Source organism: Pseudacidovorax sp. RU35E (assembly GCF_900156165.1).
Classification (GTDB): Bacteria; Pseudomonadota; Gammaproteobacteria; order Burkholderiales; family Burkholderiaceae_C; genus Xenophilus.
On the sequence record NZ_FTMY01000016.1, the window covers coordinates 41390 to 56435 of the forward strand.

14 protein-coding genes are annotated in these 15046 nt (G+C 70.3%); 12 read left to right on the top strand and 2 right to left on the bottom strand.

The features are described from left to right. Positions 1 to 39 precede the first annotated feature (39 nt). Genes BXA03_RS23380 through BXA03_RS23400 form a run of 5 tightly spaced genes read left to right on the top strand, consistent with a single transcriptional unit; the run spans position 40 to position 5395 of the window. Positions 40 to 1287 (top strand): glutamate carboxypeptidase, encoded by a 1248-nt coding sequence (locus BXA03_RS23380; protein WP_200803425.1) that lies wholly within the window; start codon positions 40 to 42, stop codon positions 1285 to 1287. Between the two features lie 13 nt (positions 1288 to 1300). Beyond that, the gene (locus BXA03_RS23385; protein ID WP_076511592.1) at positions 1301 to 1933 is read left to right on the top strand and encodes a pyridoxamine 5'-phosphate oxidase family protein; all 633 of its coding nucleotides are present in this window, start codon (positions 1301 to 1303) and stop codon (positions 1931 to 1933) included. A gap of 47 nt (positions 1934 to 1980) precedes the next feature. Further along, on the top strand, positions 1981 to 3111 hold the full coding sequence (locus BXA03_RS23390) for an acyl-CoA dehydrogenase family protein (RefSeq protein WP_076511593.1): 1131 nt from the start codon (positions 1981 to 1983) through the stop codon (positions 3109 to 3111). A 30-nt stretch (positions 3112 to 3141) separates the two neighbouring features. Further along, positions 3142 to 4971 (top strand): ATP-binding response regulator, encoded by a 1830-nt coding sequence (locus BXA03_RS23395; protein ID WP_076511594.1) that lies wholly within the window; start codon positions 3142 to 3144, stop codon positions 4969 to 4971. Beyond that, positions 4952 to 5395 (top strand): YchJ family protein, encoded by a 444-nt coding sequence (locus BXA03_RS23400; RefSeq protein ID WP_076511595.1) that lies wholly within the window; start codon positions 4952 to 4954, stop codon positions 5393 to 5395. Before BXA03_RS23395 ends, BXA03_RS23400 begins: the two co-directional genes overlap by 20 nt. Here the strand turns inward: BXA03_RS23400 and BXA03_RS23405 are convergent. Further along, positions 5371 to 5682, bottom strand: a complete 312-nt coding sequence (locus tag BXA03_RS23405) for an ATP-binding protein (RefSeq protein WP_076511596.1) — start codon at positions 5680 to 5682, stop codon at positions 5371 to 5373. The two genes, BXA03_RS23400 and BXA03_RS23405, sit on opposite strands and share 25 nt — an antisense overlap. A 61-nt stretch (positions 5683 to 5743) precedes the next feature. Here BXA03_RS23405 and BXA03_RS23410 point away from each other — a divergent pair, with 61 nt between their 5' ends. The 5 genes from BXA03_RS23410 (at position 5744) to BXA03_RS23430 (ending at position 9789) form a co-directional block, all read left to right on the top strand. After that, entirely contained in the window at positions 5744 to 6433 is a 690-nt protein-coding gene (locus BXA03_RS23410; RefSeq protein ID WP_076511597.1) for a TetR/AcrR family transcriptional regulator, read from the top strand. Positions 6434 to 6537: 104 nt separating this feature from the next. Beyond that, positions 6538 to 7080: a TRAP transporter small permease gene (locus tag BXA03_RS23415; protein ID WP_076511598.1), complete on the top strand. Its 543-nt coding sequence runs from the start codon at positions 6538 to 6540 to the stop codon at positions 7078 to 7080. Positions 7081 to 7090: 10 nt separating this feature from the next. Next, positions 7091 to 8371: a TRAP transporter large permease subunit gene (locus tag BXA03_RS23420; RefSeq protein ID WP_076511599.1), complete on the top strand. Its 1281-nt coding sequence runs from the start codon at positions 7091 to 7093 to the stop codon at positions 8369 to 8371. A gap of 50 nt (positions 8372 to 8421) precedes the next feature. Further along, positions 8422 to 9420, top strand: coding sequence for a TRAP transporter substrate-binding protein (locus BXA03_RS23425; RefSeq protein ID WP_076511600.1), 999 nt, complete (start codon positions 8422 to 8424; stop codon positions 9418 to 9420). 102 nt (positions 9421 to 9522) lie between these two features. Beyond that, the gene (locus tag BXA03_RS23430; protein ID WP_076511601.1) at positions 9523 to 9789 is read left to right on the top strand and encodes a hypothetical protein; all 267 of its coding nucleotides are present in this window, start codon (positions 9523 to 9525) and stop codon (positions 9787 to 9789) included. Positions 9790 to 9894: 105 nt separating this feature from the next. On the opposite strand, the gene BXA03_RS23435 is transcribed toward BXA03_RS23430, so the two are convergent. Beyond that, the gene (locus tag BXA03_RS23435; RefSeq protein ID WP_076511602.1) at positions 9895 to 10788 is read right to left on the bottom strand and encodes a LysR family transcriptional regulator; all 894 of its coding nucleotides are present in this window, start codon (positions 10786 to 10788) and stop codon (positions 9895 to 9897) included. Positions 10789 to 10886: 98 nt separating this feature from the next. Here BXA03_RS23435 and BXA03_RS23440 point away from each other — a divergent pair, with 98 nt between their 5' ends. Then, complete coding sequence (locus BXA03_RS23440; protein WP_076511603.1) at positions 10887 to 12440, top strand: NADH-quinone oxidoreductase subunit L; 1554 nt, start codon at positions 10887 to 10889, stop codon at positions 12438 to 12440. A 33-nt stretch (positions 12441 to 12473) separates the two neighbouring features. Next, on the top strand, positions 12474 to 15017 hold the full coding sequence (locus tag BXA03_RS23445; RefSeq protein ID WP_076511604.1) for a YbcC family protein: 2544 nt from the start codon (positions 12474 to 12476) through the stop codon (positions 15015 to 15017). Positions 15018 to 15046: the final 29 nt, after the last annotated feature.

Here is a 15046-nt window from a genome sequence, read left to right on the forward strand (position 1 = left end):
CTGCGCTTGCGTTTCCTATTTCCTGAACGACAACTTCCCGTGAACTCTTCCTTCAAGCTCCGTCCCCTGCTCGCCGGCCTGCTGGCTGCCTCCTTCCTCGCCGCCGCGCCGGCCCATGCCCGCGACGAGGCGCTGCTCAAGGCCGCCACGGCCGAGCAGCCGGCCGTGGTCCAGACGCTCGAGAAGCTGGTCAACATCGAGACCGGCACCGGCAATGCCGACGGCATTGCCGTGGCCGGCGCCTACCTGGAAGAGCGGCTCAAGGCCCTGGGCTTCACCGTGACGCGCAGCGCGGCGGCCGGCCCGGTGGTGGGCGACAACATCGTCGGCACGCTCAAGGGCAAGGGTGGCAAGCGCCTGCTGCTCATCTCGCACATGGACACCGTGTACCCCAAGGGCACGCTGGCCAAGTCGCCCTTCAAGATCGAGGGTGACAAGGCCTATGGCCCGGGCATCGCCGACGACAAGGGCGGCAACGCCGTCATCCTGCACGCGCTGCAGCTGCTCAAGGCGCGTGGCTTCCAGGACTTCGGCAGCATCACGGTGCTGTTCAACACCGACGAGGAGAAGGGCTCCTTCGGCTCGCGCGATCTGATCCAGCAGGAGGCGGCCAAGGCCGACTATGTGCTGTCCTTCGAGCCCTCGTCGGCCATCAAGGAAGGCTTCACGCTGGGCACTTCGGGCATTGCCTATGTGCAGGTCAACATCAAGGGCAAGGCCTCGCACGCGGGCGCCGCGCCTGAGCTGGGCGTCAACGCGCTGGTCGAGGCGTCGGACCTGGTGCTGCGCACCATGGACATCGACGACAAGGCCCGCGGCCTGCGCTTCAACTGGACCATCGCCAAGGCCGGCGCCGTGTCCAACATCATTCCCGACAGCGCCACGCTCAATGCCGACGTGCGCTATGCCCGCAACGAGGACTTCGAGGCGGCCATGAAGGAGCTGGAGGCCCGCGCGCAGAAGAAGAAGCTGCCCAATGCCGAGGTGCAGGTGCTGGTCACCCGCGGCCGGCCGGCCTTCAACGCCGGGGAGGCGGGCAAGGTGCTGATCGACAAGGCCGTGGGCTACTACACCGAGGCGGGCGGCAGCGTGGTCATCGAAGAACGCTCCGGCGGCGGCACCGACGCGGCCTATGCCGCGCTGGCCGGCAAGCCGGTGATCGAGAGCCTGGGCCTGCCGGGCTTCAACTACCACAGCGACAAGGCCGAGTACGTGCAGATCGACGCGATCCCGCGCCGGCTGTACATGGCGACGCGCCTCATCATGGACCTGGGCGCGGGCCGTTGAAGCGCACGCTGCCATGATCCAGAACGCCGACCAACTTCGCGCGCTCTACGCCGCCCCCGGCGAGCGCGCGCTGCGCAAGCAGCTCGACCATCTCGATGTGCATGGCCGGCGCTTCGTGGCCTTGTCGCCCTTCTGCGTGGTGGCCAGTGGTGGCGTGCATGGCGCGCTGCTCGATGCGTCGCCGCGCGGCGGTTCGCCCGGCTTCGTCAAGGCCAGCGAGGACGGCCGCACGCTGCTGCTGCCGGACTCGGGCGGCAACAACCGGCTCGACACCTTCGAGAACCTGCTGGCCGATCCGCGCATCGCATTGATCTTCCTGGTGCCCGGCGTGGACGAGACGCTGCGCGTCAACGGCCGTGCCCGGCTGCGCGACGAGCCGGAGTTCACTGGCCAGTTCGAGGGTGAGCGCCAGCGGCCCAGACTGGTGGTCGAGGTGCAGGTGCACGAGGCCTACCTGCACTGCCCCAAGGCCTTCATGCGTTCGCAGCTGTGGAATGCATCGACCTGGGGGCCGCGTTCGGCACTGCCCACGCTCAACCAGATGATCCATGACCAGATGGGCACGCCGGCTCCGGCGGAGTCGCAGGAGCAGATGCTGGCGCGCTACCGCACCCAGCTGGACGAGGAAGGGCGTCCCGGCCCCTGACGTCGGGCACTCAAGCATCCACACGAGAACGACAGGAGACACGACCCATGCTGCTCACCCCCGACCAGGAAGCCATCCGCGACGCCGTGCGCGATTTCGCCCAGGCCGAGTTGTGGCCCCATGCCGCGCAGTGGGACCGCGACCACCATTTCCCCAAGGACGTGCACCAGGGCCTGGCCCAGCTGGGCGCCTACGGCATCTGCGTGCCCGAGGAGCACGGTGGCGCGGGCCTGGACTACCTGACGCTCGCGCTGGTGCTGGAGGAGATCGCCGCCGGCGACGGCGGCACCAGCACGGCCATCAGCGTCACCAACTGCCCCGTCAACGCCATCCTGATGCGCTACGGCAATGCGCAGCAGAAGAAGCAGTGGCTGGAGCCGCTGGCGCAGGGCCGCATGCTGGGTGCCTTCTGCCTGACCGAGCCGCAGGCGGGCAGCGACGCCAGCAGCCTGCGCACCACGGCCAGGAAGGACGCCGACGGTTGGGTGATCGACGGCACCAAGCAGTTCATCACCAGCGGCAAGAACGGCCAGGTGGCCATCGTTATCGCCATGACCGACAAGTCGGCCGGCAAGAAGGGCATGAGCGCCTTCCTCGTGCCCACCGATGCGCCGGGCTATACCGTGGCCCGCCTGGAGGACAAGCTGGGCCAGCACAGCAGCGACACGGCGCTGATCCAGTTCGACGGCTGCCGCATTCCGGCCGAGAACCTCATCGGCGCCGAAGGTGAGGGCTACAAGATCGCCCTGGGCGCGCTGGAAGGCGGGCGCATCGGCATCGCCGCGCAGAGTGTGGGCATGGCGCGCAGCGCCTTCGACTTCGCGCTGCAGTACGCCAAGGACCGCACGGCCTTCGGCGGCCCGATCTTCGACCAGCAGGCGGTGGGCTTCCGCCTGGCCGACTGCGCCACGCAGCTCGAAGCCGCGCGCCAGCTCATCTGGCATGCGGCCAGCCTGCGCGATGCCGGCCGGCCCTGCCTCAAGGAGGCGGCCATGGCCAAGCTCTTCGCCAGCGAGATGGCCGAGCGTGTCTGCAGCGCGGCCATCCAGACGCTGGGCGGTTACGGCTATGTGAAGGACTTTCCGCTGGAGCGCATCTACCGCGACGTGCGGGTGTGCCAGATCTACGAAGGCACCTCGGACATCCAGAAGCTGTTGATCCAGCGCGCCCTGGCCTGAGCGATCACAAGCCGCTGCTATCCTGCCCCGATGACGGGCGACAGGCTTCAACGGCTGCGGCGATGGTGGGGCGATGCGCCGCATGCCGATGCGCGCGTGGACCTCACGCTGGCGCGGGCCTACATCCTCGACACGCGCGACACGCCCTTCGTCGCCGCACTCACGGCAGCTGCCTTCTGGATCAGCTTCGCGGTGCTCACGCGCCAGGCCGGCGTGTTCGTGTGGGCCGTGATGGTCCATGCGATGCAGTGGCACATGTACCGCCACCTGCATGGCGTGGACCCGGACACCTTCCAGACGGCCGATGCGGCGCGCTGGCGCCGCCACCTGGAGTGGCGGATGCTGCTGCCGGGCCTGGTGTGGGCCGCCGCGCCCTGGCTGTTCTTCCCGCGGGGCGACCTCGCGCTCATCCTGCTGCAGTACTTCTTCATCAGCGGCGTGGCAAGCGTGTCCATCGCGGCCCTGGCGCAGTGGTGGCTCGCCACGCTGTGCTTCGGCGTGCCGCTGTACCTGAGCATCGCCGTGCGGCTGATGACGGCGGGCGAGGGTGGGCCCGCCGTGCTGATGGGCGTGCTGGCGCTGTCGCAGCTGCTGGCCACGCTGCACTACGCCCGCAAGCAGAACCTGCTGATCGTCGGGGCCATCGAGTCCGGCCTGGAGAACGCCCGCCTGGCCGAAGCCCTGCAGACCGAACTGGACCGCGTGGCCCATCTGGCCGCGCAGCGGGCGCGCATCTTTGCCGCAGCAAACCACGACCTGCGCCAGCCCATGCATGCGCTGGCCGTGTTCATCGATGCGCTGGAGGCCGGGCGGCCGGCCGCGCCGTCCAGCGTGCGCCACATGCAGGGCAGCATCGAAGCGTTGCGTGGCTCGGTCGACGCCCTGCTCGACATCGCCCAGCTGGACCGTGGCGCCATGGCCGTGCACCTGGCGCCGGTGGACCTGGGTGAGCTCTTCGAGTCGCTGCAGGGGCGCTTCGCGGCCACGGCGGCCACCAAGGGCCTGCGACTGTTCGCGCGCCCGACGCGCGCCCGGGTGCTCGCCGATGCGCAGATGCTCTCGCGGCTGCTGGCCAACCTGGTCGACAACGCACTCAAGTACACCGAGCGCGGCTGCGTGCTGATGGCGGCGCGGCCCTGCACGCAGGACGGCACGGCCGGGTGGCGCATCGAGGTGCGCGACAGCGGCATCGGCATCGCACCGGCCCTGCGCGAGCAGGTCTTCGAGGAATTCTTCCAGGTCGACAACCCGGGACGCGACCGCTCGCGGGGCCTGGGCCTGGGACTGGCCCTGGTGGCCAGCATGGCCCGCACGCTGGGCACCCGCATCGCGCTGCGCAGCGCGCCGGGCCAGGGCAGCACCTTCTCGCTCTGGCTGGCGGCCGCCATGCCGCAGCTGCCAGTGCGGGCTCCCGAGGCGCTGCCGCCCTGCGCCCCCGCACGCATCCTGGTGCTGGACGACGAGGCGCCCGTGCGCGAAGGCATGCGGGCGCTGCTGGGCGGCTGGGGCCACGAGGTGCAGGTCGCGGCCACGCCCGGCGAGGCGCTGGCGCTGCCGGGACGCTTCGACCTGCTCCTGAGCGACCTGCGCCTGGGCGAGGGCCTCTCCGGCCTGGCGGCGGCGCGCACGCTGCACGGGCTGGGCAAGGTGCGCGAGGTGTCGGTGGTGACCGGCGAAACCGCGCAGGCCGACCGGGCCCAGGTCGAGGCCGCGGGCTTCCAGCTGCTGTACAAACCCGTGCCCTCGACCCAGCTGCGGCTCGCCATCGCACGGGCCATGGGGCCCTGCCGCGAGACCGGTGGCGCCGCGGCCGGTCCGTCCGTTCCTGATGTCCCCGACCATGTCCGCACCTCTGCCTGAGTCCGACCAACCCTGTCCCTGCGGTCGCAAGGGCCGCGGCAGGCCCCTTGCCTTCGGCGCCTGCTGCGGCCGCTTCCTGGCCGATCCGCAGACGCCGGCCGACGAACGCGCCGCGCTTGTTCCCGACGCCGAGACGCTCATGCGCTCACGCTACACCGCCTATGGCCTCGGCGACGAGGCCTGGCTGCTGGCCACCTGGCATCCGCGCACCCGGCCGGCATCGCTGCAACTGGACGCGTCGACACCGGTCCACTGGCTGGGGCTGGACGTGCGGGCGCACCTGCCGCTGGGCGCCGACCGGGCCGAGGTGGAGTTCGTCGCCCGCTCGCGCGATGCCGCGGGGCGCGCCTCGCGGCTGCACGAGCGCAGCCGCTTCGTGCGCGAGGATGGCCGCTGGTACTACGTGGACGGCGACCTGCGCTGAGCTGCCGCCGCCGGATCGCCAGGTCCGTCGGCCTTCGGGGCCGCTTTGCGCATCGTGATCGCGCGGAAGGGGCACACCACGGCGCAGTCGCTGCAGCCGGTGCAGCCCGGCGCGTCATGCAGCACTGCATGTTTCTTCCAGTCGCGCGCCGCGAGGCTCAGCACGTGCGGCGGGCAGGCTGCCACGCACCAGCCGCAGCCGGTGCAGCGCGATGCGTCCACCACCGGCTGCCAGCCGGGGCGATGGCGCGCAGCGCGCAACGGGGAGGGTGGAGCGGCGGAGGCCATGGTCCTGCGGGCCCAGTCTACGTTCGCTCGCCGGGCGACGGCCGCCGCCTATACTGAAAAAATGAACGAACTCGTCCATTCGCGTGCGCGCCGCAGCGCCGCCGCGAAGCCCGCCGCCAAGGCACCGGCCAGCCGCACCAACGACCCGGAGCGCACGCGCGCCAACATCCTGGATGTGGCGGCCGAGGAGTTCGCGGAGAAGGGCCTGGCCGGCGCGCGCATCGACGAGATCGCCGCGCTCACGCAGACCAGCAAGCGGATGATCTACTACTACTTCGGCAGCAAGGAAGGCCTGTACCTGGCCGTGCTGGAGGAGTCGTACCGCCAGGTGCGCGAGATCGAGGCCGACCTGCGCCTGGACGACCTGGAGCCCGAGGCGGCGCTGCGTCGGCTGGTCGCCTTCACCTTCGACCACCACCTGCAGCACGAGCGCTTCATCCGCCTGGTGATGAGCGAGAACATCCACCGCGGCCAGTACATCGCGGCCTCGCAGCGCATCCAGGAACTCAACGTCCCGGCCATCGCCGCCATCGAGCGGCTGTACGCGCGCGGCCTCGCCAGCGGCCTCTTCCGGCCGGGGCTGGATGCAGTCGACATCCATGCGTCGATCTCGGCGCTGAGCTTCTTCAACGTCGCCAACCGCCACACCTTCGGCACGCTGTTCAAGCTCGACACCGCCTCGGCCGCCTACGTGGCGCACCGCCGCGACAGCGTGATCGACATGGTGGTGCGCTTCATGCGGGCGCCCTGAGCGGACGGCAGCGCGCCAAGCCACGGGGTGCGCATCCCCGGGTTTGCCCCGACCCACAAAACTAACCAGTTCGTACAAACTTCGCCCCACTTCAAGGAGCGTGTATGTGGGGGACGTGCCTCGACCGGCTGTGCCGGCTCTTTTCCTTCGCCATGGTGGTCTGCCTGGCGTTGATGGTGGTCATGGTGTTCGGCAACGTCGTGCTGCGCTATGGCTTCAACGACGGCCTGCTGATCTCCGAGGAGCTCTCTCGCTGGCTCTTCGTGTGGATGACCTTCCTGGGCGCGCTGGTGGCGCTGCGCTCGCACCAGCACCTGGGCACCGACACCCTGGTGTCGCGCCTGCCGCGCCTGGGCAAGAAGCTGTGCCTGGGCGCGAGCCACCTGCTGATGCTGATGCTCTGCTTCTTCATGCTGCAGGGCTCCTGGACGCAGATGCAGATCAACCGCGAGAGCACGAGCGCCGTCATGGAAGTCTCCATGGCCTGGTTCTACGGTGCGGGCGTGTTCTTCTCGGCCATCGCCATGGTCTTCATCACCACCGAGTTCGTGGCGCTGCTGGCGGGGCGGCTGGCCGAGTCCGAGTTGATCGGCGTGACCGAATCCGAGGATGCGCCGCACGAGGCGGCCTCCCAACCCGTGCGCTGAAAGGACGGCCATGACCATCGCAATCTTCCTCGGCGCCCTGCTCGGCGCCATGGCCCTGGGCGTGCCCATCGCCTTCTCGCTGCTGGCCTGCGGCGCGGCGCTGATGTGGCACATGGACATGTTCGATCCGCAGATCCTGGCGCAGAACACGCTGGAGGGCGCCAACAGCTTCCCGCTGCTGGCCGTGCCTTTCTTCATGCTGGCCGGCGAGATCATGAACGCCGGCGGCCTGTCGCGCCGCATCGTCAATTTCGCGATGACGCTGGTGGGCCATGTGCGCGGCGGCCTGGGCTACGTGGGCATCATGGCGGCCATCATCATGGCTTCGCTGTCCGGCTCGGCCGTGGCCGATGCGGCGGCGCTGGCGGCGCTGCTGCTGCCCATGATGAACCGCGCCGGTTACGACAAGGCGCGCTCGGCCGGCCTGCTGTCGGCCGCCTCGATCATCGCGCCCATCATCCCGCCCTCCATCGGCTTCGTGGTCTTCGGCGTGGCCGCCAACGTGTCGATCTCCAAGCTCTTCATGGCCGGCATCGCGCCGGGTGTCATGCTCGGCGCCGCACTGTGGTTCACCTGGTGGTGGCTGGTGCGCAAGGAGAAGATCGAGCCCGCCCCGCGCGCCAGTCGTGCCGAGGTGCTCACGGCCCTCAAGGACGCCACCTTCGCCCTGGTGCTGCCGGTGATCGTGATCGTGGGCCTGAAGTTCGGCGTCTTCACGCCCACCGAGGCGGCCGTGGTGGCTGCCGTGTATGCGCTCTTCGTCTCGACCGTGGTCTACAAGGAGCTCAAGCTCTCGCAGCTCTACGGCCTGTTCGAGGCCGCAGCGCGCACCACCGCCGTCATCATGTTCCTGGTGGCCGCGGCCATGGTGTCGGCCTGGATGATCACCGTCGCCAACCTTCCGGCCGAACTGGTGGCCGTGCTGCAGCCGCTGCTGGACCGGCCCATCCTGCTGATGGTGGTCATCATGGTCATCACGATGCTGGTGGGCACGGCCATGGACATGACGCCCACCATCCTGATCCTCACGCCGGTGTTCATGCCCATCATCAAGGCCGCCGGCATCGACCCGGTGTACTTCGGCGTGCTGTTCATCATCAACAACGCCATCGGGCTGATCACGCCGCCGGTGGGCACGGTGCTCAGCACCGTGGCCGGCGTCGGCAAGGTCAGCATGGACGAGGTCACCAAGGGCGTGTGGCCCTTCATGGTGGCGCAGTTCGCCGTCATGTTCCTGATGGTGTTCTTCCCCGCACTGGTCATCGTGCCGGCGCGCTGGTTCCACGGCTGAGCGAGCCGTCCTTTCCTTCCTCTCATTGCTACCCACCCAGGAGACCCCCCATGAAGCGACTGTTCCTCAAGACCGTGGTGGCCGCCGTGGCCCTCGCCGCTGCCGGCATGGCACCCGCGCAGACGCGCACCATCAAGTTCGCCAACCAGAACGCCAAGGGCCATCCCATCGTGCTGGGCATGGAGAAGTTCGCCGAGCTGGTCGACAAGAAGTCCGCCGGCCGCCTCAAGGTGCAGGTCTTTCCCGGCGGCGTGCTGGGCAGCGACCAGGCCAACGTCTCGGCCCTGCAGGGCGGCACGCTGGAGATGGCCTCCATGAACTCGGGCATCTTCTCCAGCCTGGTGAAGGACTTCGCGATCTACGACTTCCCCTTCCTGTTCGGCAATGCGCGCGAGGCCGATGCGGTGGTGGACGGCCCCTTCGGCCAGAACCTGCACAAGAAGCTGGAAGACAAGGGCCTGGTCGGCCTGGCCTACTATGAGCTGGGCTTCCGTCAGCTCACCAACAGCAAGCGGCCGATCCAGAAGGTGGAGGACATCGCCGGCCTCAAGCTGCGCGTGATCCCGAGCCCGATCAACGTGGACTGGGTCAAGGCCCTGGGCGCCAACCCCACCCCGCTGCCCTTCCCCGAGCTGTATGCCGCGCTGGAGCAGAAGGCGGTGGACGGCCAGGAGAACCCGGTGGCCACCATCAAGGGCGCCAAGCTCAATGAGGTGCAGAAGTACATGACCATCACCAACCACCAGTACAACCCGCAGTCGGTGGTGATCAGCAAGAAGTTCTGGGACCAGCTGCCGCCGGCCGATCAGAAGATCCTGAAGGAGGCTGCGGTCGAATCGGCCCAGTACGAGCGCACCCAGTCCCGCGCCATGCTGCAGAGCGGCCTGGAAGACCTGAAGAAGAGCGGCATGGAGGTCAACGAGCTGTCCGCCGCCGAGGTGACCAAGCTGCGCGAGAAGATGAAGCCCGTGATCGACAAGCACTCGGCCAGCGTGGGCGAGGGCACGGTGCAGGCCATGATGGCCGAGCTGGCCAAGCTGCGGAAGTGATGGCCTCGGGCCGCACAGGCGGCTCCGGTCGACGAGGCGGCCTGCGGGCCGCCTTTTCACTGGGCCGGCGGGAAGGGCGGCCGTGTTTTCTATGATCCCGTCATGGCCACTCTCTATGACCTCGCCCTCCAAGCCATCCGCAAGCACTGGGCCGAGAACGACAACGCGTATCCGCAGAAGCTGTTGCTCACGCCAGCGCAATACGACGAACTGATGCGCGCGCGCCGCAACGGCCGCGTCGCCATCAACATGGGTGACGAAGGCATGGACAAGGAGCGCTTCATGGGCGTGCCGCTGACCCAGAGCGACACCACGCCGGGCGTGCTGGTGGCGGCCGACGGCCAGGAGTGGCCCCTGGCCGGCGGTTGAGGCCGCAGGCCATCGCAAGCAGCAAGCGGCAGGAGTGGCTCCGCGCCCCCCAAGCCGTTCGGGCTGAGCCTGTCGAAGCCGGGCATGCCTCGGCCCGCGCGCCCTTCAGCCCGCCGCCGGCGCCTGCGCCATCAACCGCTCCAGCACCTCGATGCGGTGCCGGTGCGGTGTCGTGATGGCATAGAAGCGCTCCTGCAGCGCGTCCGAGCGCCCGACGATCACCAGCGCACCGTTGCGCAACTCGTCCTGCACCACCACCTCGGGCAGCACCGTCAGCCAGCCGCTGTCGCGGGCGATCAGGCGCAGCATGGCCATGTCGTCCACCTCGGCCCGCAGGCGCGGCATCACGCCGGCCGAGGCGCACAGGCCGTCGAACTGGCCGCGCAGCGCATGGCGCGGGCCGGGCAGGGCGATCTCCAGCCCGTCCAGGTCCTCGGGGATGCGCAGCGGCCGGCCTTGCCAGCGGCTGGCCGGGCCCACCAGCGAGATCGACTGGCTGCCGAGCAGGCGGCAGTGCAGTGGCCGGTCGGGGTCGGCGGGCACCGTCTCGGTGGCCAGCACCACGTCGAGCTGGTGCTGCACCAGGCGCTCGACCAGGCCTTCGAGCAGCCCCGACTCCAGGGTCAGCACCACCGCCGAGTCGGCCAGCAGCGGGCGCAGCCAGTTCTCCTGGTAGTTGCGCGAAAGCGTGGCCACCGCACCCACGCGCAGCCGCGTCACGCCGTCGCTGCGGCCCTGCAGCCGGCCCAGCATCTCCTGGCCCAGGCCGAAGATGTTCTCGGCATAGGCCAGCACCAACTGGCCGGTGTCGGTCAGCACCAGGCGCCGGCCCTCGCGGGTGAACAGCGCCTCGCCCAACCGGTCTTCCAGCTGGCGGATCTGCGCCGACACGGCCGACTGCGAGGTGTGCAGCTCTTCGGCCGCCCGCGTCAGGTGCCCCAGCGTGGCCACGCGCCAGAAATAGAACAGGTGGTGGAAGTTGAGCTGCTCCAGCTGCATCGTTCTAATTTGTGGATTGATTGGTTCTTATCAATGTAATTTACAGAACGAAAGCCGCCAAGCATCATCGCGCCCAGTTTTCATTCGGAGGGTTCGCGATGGACTTCGCACACATCCCGGGGCCGGCGCTGTCGGTGCTGCCGCCCCTTGCCATGGGTCTGGCCGCGGTGCTCGCCCTGTCGGGCCGGCTCACCGTGGCCGCCAGCTGGCGCGGCTTCCAGGCGCTGTGTGGCGTGGCGCTCACTGCGGCCGGACTGGGACTGCTGGCCGGGCCGTCGCTGCTGCAGGGCCTGCCCGGCCTGCAGCCCACGGTGCTCGGTCTGGTGCTGGCGCTGCTGGTACAGGGCTTGGGCACGGTGATCGCCAGCTTCTCAACCCGCTACCTGGAGGGCGAGGCCGGCCAGCGCCGCTATGCGGCCGCGCTGGGCGGCGTGCTGGCGGCCGTGCACCTGCTGCTGATGGCCGACCACTGGCTGGTGCTGATCGCTGCCTGGGCGGCGGTCGGTGCGGCCCTGCAGTCGCTGCTGTGCTTCTACCCGGACCGTCCCTTCGCGCTGCTGGCGGCGCACAAGAAGCGCATCGCCGACCGGGCCGCCGACGGGTTGCTGCTTCTGGCCGCAGGCCTGACCTGGCATGAGGTGGGCAGCGGTTCGCTGTCGGCGCTATGGGCGCATGTGGCGCAACAGGGCCTGTCCCTGTCCCTGCAGGTGGCCGCCGCGGCGCTGGTGCTGGCGGTGGTGCTGCGCACGGCGCTGCTGCCGGTGCACGGCTGGCTGACCCAGGTGATGGAGGCGCCCACGCCGGTGTCGGCTCTGCTGCATGCGGGCGTGGTCAACCTGGGCGGCTTCGTGCTGATCCGGTTTGCGCCGCTGCTGGACGCCGCGGCGCCTGCGCGCTGGCTGTTGCTGGGCTTCGGCCTGGCCACGGCGGTGCTGGCGGGGCTGGTCATGCTCACGCGCATCAGCATCAAGGTGCGGCTGGCCTGGTCCACCGTGGCGCAGATGGGCTTCATGCTGGTGGAGTGCGCGGTCGGCCTGTACACGCTGGCGGCGCTGCACCTGATCGGCCATTCGCTCTACAAGGCGCATGCCTTTCTGTCGGCCTCGGGCGTGGTGCGCGACACGCGGCGGCAGGCGCTGCATGCGCCGGCCGTGCCAACTTCGCTCAGCCTGCTGCTGGCGCCGGTGCTGGCCGTTTGCGCGGTGCTCGTCGTGCTCGCCGCCGTGGGCGGCCCGGCCTGGCCGCTGTGGTGGAGCGCGCTGCTGGGCCTGGCCTGGGCGCCCATGCTCTGGTTGCCGGCCACGCCGGCGGCGGTCGGTGCCCGGGCGCGGGCGCTGCTCTGGGGCCTGCTGATGATCGGCGGCCTGGCCCTGGCCGCACGGCTCATGCATGCGCTGCCGCTGGGCCTGCAGGACGCACCGCAGGCGCTGGCCGGCGCCGTCGCGGTGCTGGGCATGGCCCTGCTGTACCTGGCTCTGGCCACGCTGCAGTGGCGGCCCCAGGCCCTCGCCCGCGCGCGGCGCTGGAGCTATGCCGGCTTCTATGTCGACGAGGTCTACACCCGGCTGGCGCTGCGGCTCTGGCCCGCCCGCTGGACGCCCGAGGCGCGCCGCCATGCACAGGCCGGCCGGCTGTCGGCCCCTGTGGCCTGACTACGCCCACCCCATTCCCGCACGGAGAACACCATGACGGATGTCCTGAACCCTACGCGCCCGGCCTCCGCCTCGGCGCCCATCGATGCCGCGGCGTGGCCTCATCCCGACGGCCTGCAGGCCGACCGGATCGATGCCGCCTGCCGCCGCGCCTGCGAGGCCATCGCGCCCGCCTGGCCGCTGGAAAGCGCCATCGCCGTCAACCCGCACTGGTCGCGCATCGGCATGCCGGTGCGCCGGGTGGCGGCGCGCATGGCCGTGCTGGGCGGCATCCAGGTCTTCCCGCCGCGCGAGCGGCAGGCGCAGGCCTGGGCCGACGGCCGCATCACCGCGGCCGACCTGCAGCAGGCCCTGCAGCAGTTGCATGAAGCGGAACTCACGCCCGAGGCCTGCGTAACCGCGCTGGCCCGGCCCCTGCCGGTGCAGCCGCTGCCGCTGCTGATCGACGTGCTCGACAACGACCCGCAGCGCCACACGCGCCTGGCCTGGCGGCAGGCCATCACCCACCAGGTCAGCCAGACCTGTGCCGCCTGGTTCGACATGCACCAGGCCGACTGGCAGCCGGCGCGCGCCCAGGGCCTCTACGCCTTCTGGCGCGAGACCCTGCAGCACGACCACGGCATCGGCCTGCTCATGGGCCTGCCGCACATCGGCCGCAGCATCGACGCGTTGCCGCCCACGGCCCGCGAGGCCGAGCAGTGGGTGATCGAGCGCCTGGGCCTGCCGCCGGCCGTGTGGGCCGACTACCTGGAGTCGGTGCTGCTCACGGTCAATGGCTGGGCGTCGTGGTGCGCCTACCTGGGCTGGCAGGCCCGGCTGGCGGGCCGCGAGGACCCGCACCTGCGCGAGCTGCTGGCCATCCGCCTGGCCTGGGGCGCGTTGCTGCTGGACTGCAAGGACGACCTCGCCGCGCGGCAGGCCTTCGCCACCGTGCAGCGCGAATGGGGCCGGGCGCCGGAGGCGCTGGCCCAGGCCGAAGTGGCGCTGCGTGTGGACGAGGTCTGGCAGGTGGCTCTGGAGATGGGTTACCAGCGCGGGCTGGCCGCCTCGCTGGCCGGCCGTGCGTCTTCCAACGGCCCGTCTGCGGCGACGCCCGAGGTGCAGGCCGCCTTCTGCATCGACGTGCGCAGCGAGCCGCTGCGCCGCGCGCTGGAGGCCGCCTGCCCCGGCATGCAGACCCTGGGCGTGGCCGGCTTCTTCGGCCTGCCACTGGCGTACACGCCGCTGGGCACCGCCACCCAGCGGCCCCAACTGCCCGGACTGCTGGCGCCGGCCGTGACGGTGGGCGATGTGCTCGTGCCGACCGACGCCCGCGACGCTGCCGCAGCGCCGCAGCTGCAGCGGCAGGCCGGACAGGCCCGCCAGCATCGCTTCGCGCTCGGCGACCAGTGGCATGCGGCCAGCCGCTGGCCGGGCGCGGCCTTCTCCTTCGTCGAGGCCGCAGGGCTGGGTTATCTGGGCCGGCTGGGCCGCTGGCTGCGGCCTGGCTTGCAGGACCGCGCGCGCGACGATCTGGACGGCGTGCCCGCGCGCTATCGGTCGGTGTGCCGGCCGCAGCTGCTCGGCCTCGATGCCGAGGCGCGTGTGGCCCTCGCGGCGCGCGTGCTGCAGTCCATGGGCCTCGTGCAGGGGCTCGCGCCCCTGGTGCTGCTCGTCGGCCATGGCAGCCAGTCGGCCAACAACGCGCATGCGGCTGCGCTGGACTGCGGTGCCTGCTGCGGCCAGACCGGCGAGGTCAATGCGCGCAGCCTGGCGCAGCTGCTCAACGATGCAGCGGTGCGTGCAGGCCTGAAGACGCAGGGCATCGACGTGCCCTCGGCCACGGTGTTCGTGGCCGCGCTGCACAACACGTCCACCGACGAGATCGAAGGCTTCGACCTCGACCGGCTCTCACCCGAGGCCCGTGCCCATTGGGACCGGCTGCAATCGGTCTTCGAGGCCGCCGCCGACCAGGTGCGTCGCGAGCGCGCGCCGCGCCTGGGGCTGGATCCGAAGGCGCCGGCCGATGCGCTGCATCGCCAGCTGCGCCGCCGCGCCAACGACGGAGCGCAGACCCGCCCCGAATGGGGACTCGCGGGCAACGCCGCCTTCGTGATCGGGCCTCGGCATCGCACGCAGGGCGTGGACCTGCAGGGCCGGGCCTTCCTGCACGACTACGACGCCGCACAGGACCCCGGGGGCCAGTTGCTCACGCAACTGATGACGGCCCCCATGCTGGTCACGCACTGGATCAACTGGCAGTACCACGCATCCACCTGCGACCCGGTGCGGCTGGGCAGCGGCAACAAGCTGCTGCACAACGTGGTGGGTGGCACCCTGGGCGTGTTCGAGGGCAATGGCGGCGACCTGCGCATCGGCCTGTCGCGTCAGTCGCTGCACGATGGACAGCGCTGGGTGCACGAGCCGCTGCGACTCACGGTGGTCATCGATGCGCCGCAGGCCGCCATCGATGCGGTGATCGCGGAGCATGCCGTGGTGCGCGATCTGCTGGCCAATGGCTGGCTGCATCTGTGGCGCTTCGAAGGCCTCACCCTGCAGCGCCTTGCCGAAGGCCGGTGGCAGATGCTGGCCTGCTGAGAACACGGACGCACAAAAGAAAAAGGGCC

Coding starts and splice junctions, on each gene's coding strand:
- BXA03_RS23440 (WP_076511603.1), top strand. CDS start 10,887: ATGGACTTCGCACACATCCCGGGGCCGGCGCTGTCGGTGCTGCCGCCC.
- BXA03_RS23415 (WP_076511598.1), top strand. CDS start 6,538: ATGTGGGGGACGTGCCTCGACCGGCTGTGCCGGCTCTTTTCCTTCGCC.
- BXA03_RS23395 (WP_076511594.1), top strand. CDS start 3,142: ATGACGGGCGACAGGCTTCAACGGCTGCGGCGATGGTGGGGCGATGCG.
- BXA03_RS23385 (WP_076511592.1), top strand. CDS start 1,301: ATGATCCAGAACGCCGACCAACTTCGCGCGCTCTACGCCGCCCCCGGC.
- BXA03_RS23420 (WP_076511599.1), top strand. CDS start 7,091: ATGACCATCGCAATCTTCCTCGGCGCCCTGCTCGGCGCCATGGCCCTG.
- BXA03_RS23405 (WP_076511596.1), bottom strand. CDS start 5,682: ATGGCCTCCGCCGCTCCACCCTCCCCGTTGCGCGCTGCGCGCCATCGC.
- BXA03_RS23435 (WP_076511602.1), bottom strand. CDS start 10,788: ATGCAGCTGGAGCAGCTCAACTTCCACCACCTGTTCTATTTCTGGCGC.
- BXA03_RS23390 (WP_076511593.1), top strand. CDS start 1,981: ATGCTGCTCACCCCCGACCAGGAAGCCATCCGCGACGCCGTGCGCGAT.
- BXA03_RS23425 (WP_076511600.1), top strand. CDS start 8,422: ATGAAGCGACTGTTCCTCAAGACCGTGGTGGCCGCCGTGGCCCTCGCC.
- BXA03_RS23410 (WP_076511597.1), top strand. CDS start 5,744: ATGAACGAACTCGTCCATTCGCGTGCGCGCCGCAGCGCCGCCGCGAAG.
- BXA03_RS23445 (WP_076511604.1), top strand. CDS start 12,474: ATGACGGATGTCCTGAACCCTACGCGCCCGGCCTCCGCCTCGGCGCCC.
- BXA03_RS23400 (WP_076511595.1), top strand. CDS start 4,952: ATGTCCGCACCTCTGCCTGAGTCCGACCAACCCTGTCCCTGCGGTCGC.
- BXA03_RS23430 (WP_076511601.1), top strand. CDS start 9,523: ATGGCCACTCTCTATGACCTCGCCCTCCAAGCCATCCGCAAGCACTGG.